This window comes from Mitsuaria sp. TWR114 (assembly GCF_007997345.1).
In genome coordinates this window covers 1-2,461 of sequence record NZ_VOSR01000392.1, presented here as the reverse complement: position 1 = coordinate 2,461, position 2,461 = coordinate 1, and the positions used below count along the sequence as shown (strand labels likewise).

Genomic DNA, 2,461 nt, shown 5'->3' with positions numbered 1-2,461 from the left:
GCGCGAGCGCCTGTGGAGCGGCACCGCTGCTGCATGGCTCGGACTGCGGCCACGGCCGGAACCCACGCCGGCGCTCACGCGAGCACCCACGCCGGACCCAACGCGGAACGCCCGCACGCGGGCCTGCTGGCAGGCACGGGCGGCGGCGGTGGCGGTGGCGACTACGCGCCGCGCCCGTGGCGGCCGGTGTGCTGCTGAGGCCGTCTCCGACCCTGAGCCGCTGCGCCTTCTCTTCCTCCACTTCGCTTCGTCACCATGGACCTTCCCTCGGACAGTCCCGTGCGCCCGGTGCCGCCGTCGCCGGCCACCCCCGCGCCCCTGCATGTGCTGGAGGTCGTCGGCAACGGCATCGTCGGCGGCATGGAACGCTGCGTGGAGCGGCTCGTGGCCGGACTGGGCGGCACCGGCGATTTCCGCTTCACCGTGCTGTGCCCGTCAGAGGGCGACTTCGCGGAACGCATTCGCGCGGTCGGCGGCGAGATCGGCGTCGTCCCGATGCCGGAGGACCCGCCCTGGTCCTCGATCCAGATGGTGGCCGCGATGATCGCGGCCGAGCGGGTGGACCTGGTCCATGCGCACCTGCCCAATGCGCACCTGCTGGCGGGCCTGGCGGCGCGCCTGGCCGGAGTGCCGGCGATGACGACGATCCACGGCCGGCAGGTGATCCTGCCCGACCTGGAGATCCACCGGCTGGTGGGCAGCCATCTGAGCGTCGTCTGCCGGCAGAGTTATTACCACGCGCTGGGACTCGGCGTCGATCGCGGCCGCCTGAGCCTGGAACCCAATGGCGTGGACGTCGAGGCCTTCCGGCCCGGGCCGAGGCCGGGCGACGGCCTGCGCGCGACGCTGGGCCTCGCGCCGGAGGCGCTGGTCGCCGGCTTCGTCGGCCGGCTGTCGCCGGAGAAGGCACCCGAGGTCTTCGTGCGCGCCGCGGCGTTGTTGCTGCAGCGCTTGCCGGACGCGCATGCGGTGCTGGTCGGCGAGGGACCGATGAAGACGCAGCTGCGCGACGCGATCGCGGCGCAGGGCCTGGGGGCGCGCATCCATGTGATGGGCGGCGTCGACGACGTTCGCCCGGTCTTCCACGACCTCGACCTGCTGGTGTCCAGCTCCAACTCCGAGGCGATGCCACTGGCGCTGATGGAGGGCATGGCCAGCGGTCTGCCGGTCGTGGCGACGCGCGTCGGCGGGGTGCCGGAGATCGTCGCGCACGGTAGCACCGGCTGGCTGGTGGCGCCGCGCGACTACGAAGACCTGGCCGGCCGCATGCACCAGACGCTGACGCTGCATGAGCTGCGGCAGCGCATGGGGCAGGCCGCGCGGACGCGGATGGAGCGGCATCACCGGCTCGATCACGCGCTGCAGCGGCTGGCCGATCGGATGCGCCTCCTCGCGCGGCCGGCCGCCGCCGCCCCATCGGCGCTGACGGTCGCGCGCGAGCCGCGCATGGCCGGCGGCACTGTCGGCGGCCGAAAGACCCGATGAACACGAGCCTGTCGCCACGTCGGGACAGCGACCGTGCGAAACCCCGTCCAAACGGACGGCATGTCATTTGCCTTTCCAGAAGCGAATGCGAACAGCAGGAGCAGTCATGATCGAAGCCCCCTTGAGAGTCGCGCTGATCAGCGAACACGCCTCGCCGCTGGCCCAGCAGGGCGGCGTCGACGCTGGCGGCCAGAACGTCTACGTGTCCCATGTGGCGGCGGCGCTGGCGCGGCGCGGCCACCATGTGGACGTGCTCACCCGGCGCGACCAGCGCGCGCTGCCCACGGCCGTCGACATGCGGCCGGGCGTGCGGGTGCTCCACATCGATGCCGGGCCGCCGGAGTTCGTGCCCAAGGAGCAGCTGCTGCCCTACATGCGGGCCTTCGGCAGCGAGGCGTTGCGGCTGATGCGCCGCAGCCTGCGCTATGACGTGGTGCATGCGAACTTCTTCATGTCGGGCGTCGTGGGGCTGCGGCTGCAGCGCCAGCTGAACCTTCCGCTGGTGCAGACCTTCCACGCGCTGGGCGCGGTGCGGCGCCTGCATCAGAAGGAAGCCGACAAGTTCCCGGCCGAGCGCATCGATCTGGAGCGGCGCATCGCCTGCGAGGCCGATTGCGTCATCGCCGAGTGCCCGCAGGATGCGGCCGACCTGGTCGCCCACTGCGGCGCGCCCGCCGACCGCATCGCGCAGGTGCCTTGCGGCGTGGACCTGGAGGAGTTCGGCCCGGGCGACAAGCTGCAGGCCCGTCGACGGCTGCATCTGCGCGAGGACGAGTTCATCGTGCTGCAGCTCGGCCGCCTGGTGCCGCGCAAGGGCGTGGACAACGTGATCCGCGCGGTGGCGCATCTGCACCGCATGCCGGAGCGGCGGCCGTGGCGGCTGTTGGTCGTCGGCGGTGAATCGACGCAGCCCGACGAGACCCGCACGCCGGAGATCGGACGGCTGCGCGGCATCGCGCGCGAGGCCGGCATCGAG

Annotated in this window: 2 protein-coding genes; both read left to right on the top strand. The window is 72.5% G+C overall.

Going from position 1 to position 2,461, the window contains the following annotated elements; all coding sequences use genetic code 11:
• Positions 1-255: 255 nt before the first annotated feature.
• Entirely contained in the window at positions 256-1,485 is a 1,230-nt protein-coding gene (locus tag FUT87_RS14855) for a glycosyltransferase family 4 protein (RefSeq protein ID WP_147241515.1), read from the top strand.
• Between the two features lie 106 nt (positions 1,486-1,591).
• The coding region (locus FUT87_RS14850; protein ID WP_255511851.1) for a glycosyltransferase at positions 1,592-2,461 on the top strand (870 nt) is incomplete at its 3' end.

Coding starts and splice junctions, on each gene's coding strand:
- FUT87_RS14855 (WP_147241515.1), top strand. CDS start 256: ATGGACCTTCCCTCGGACAGTCCCGTGCGCCCGGTGCCGCCGTCGCCG.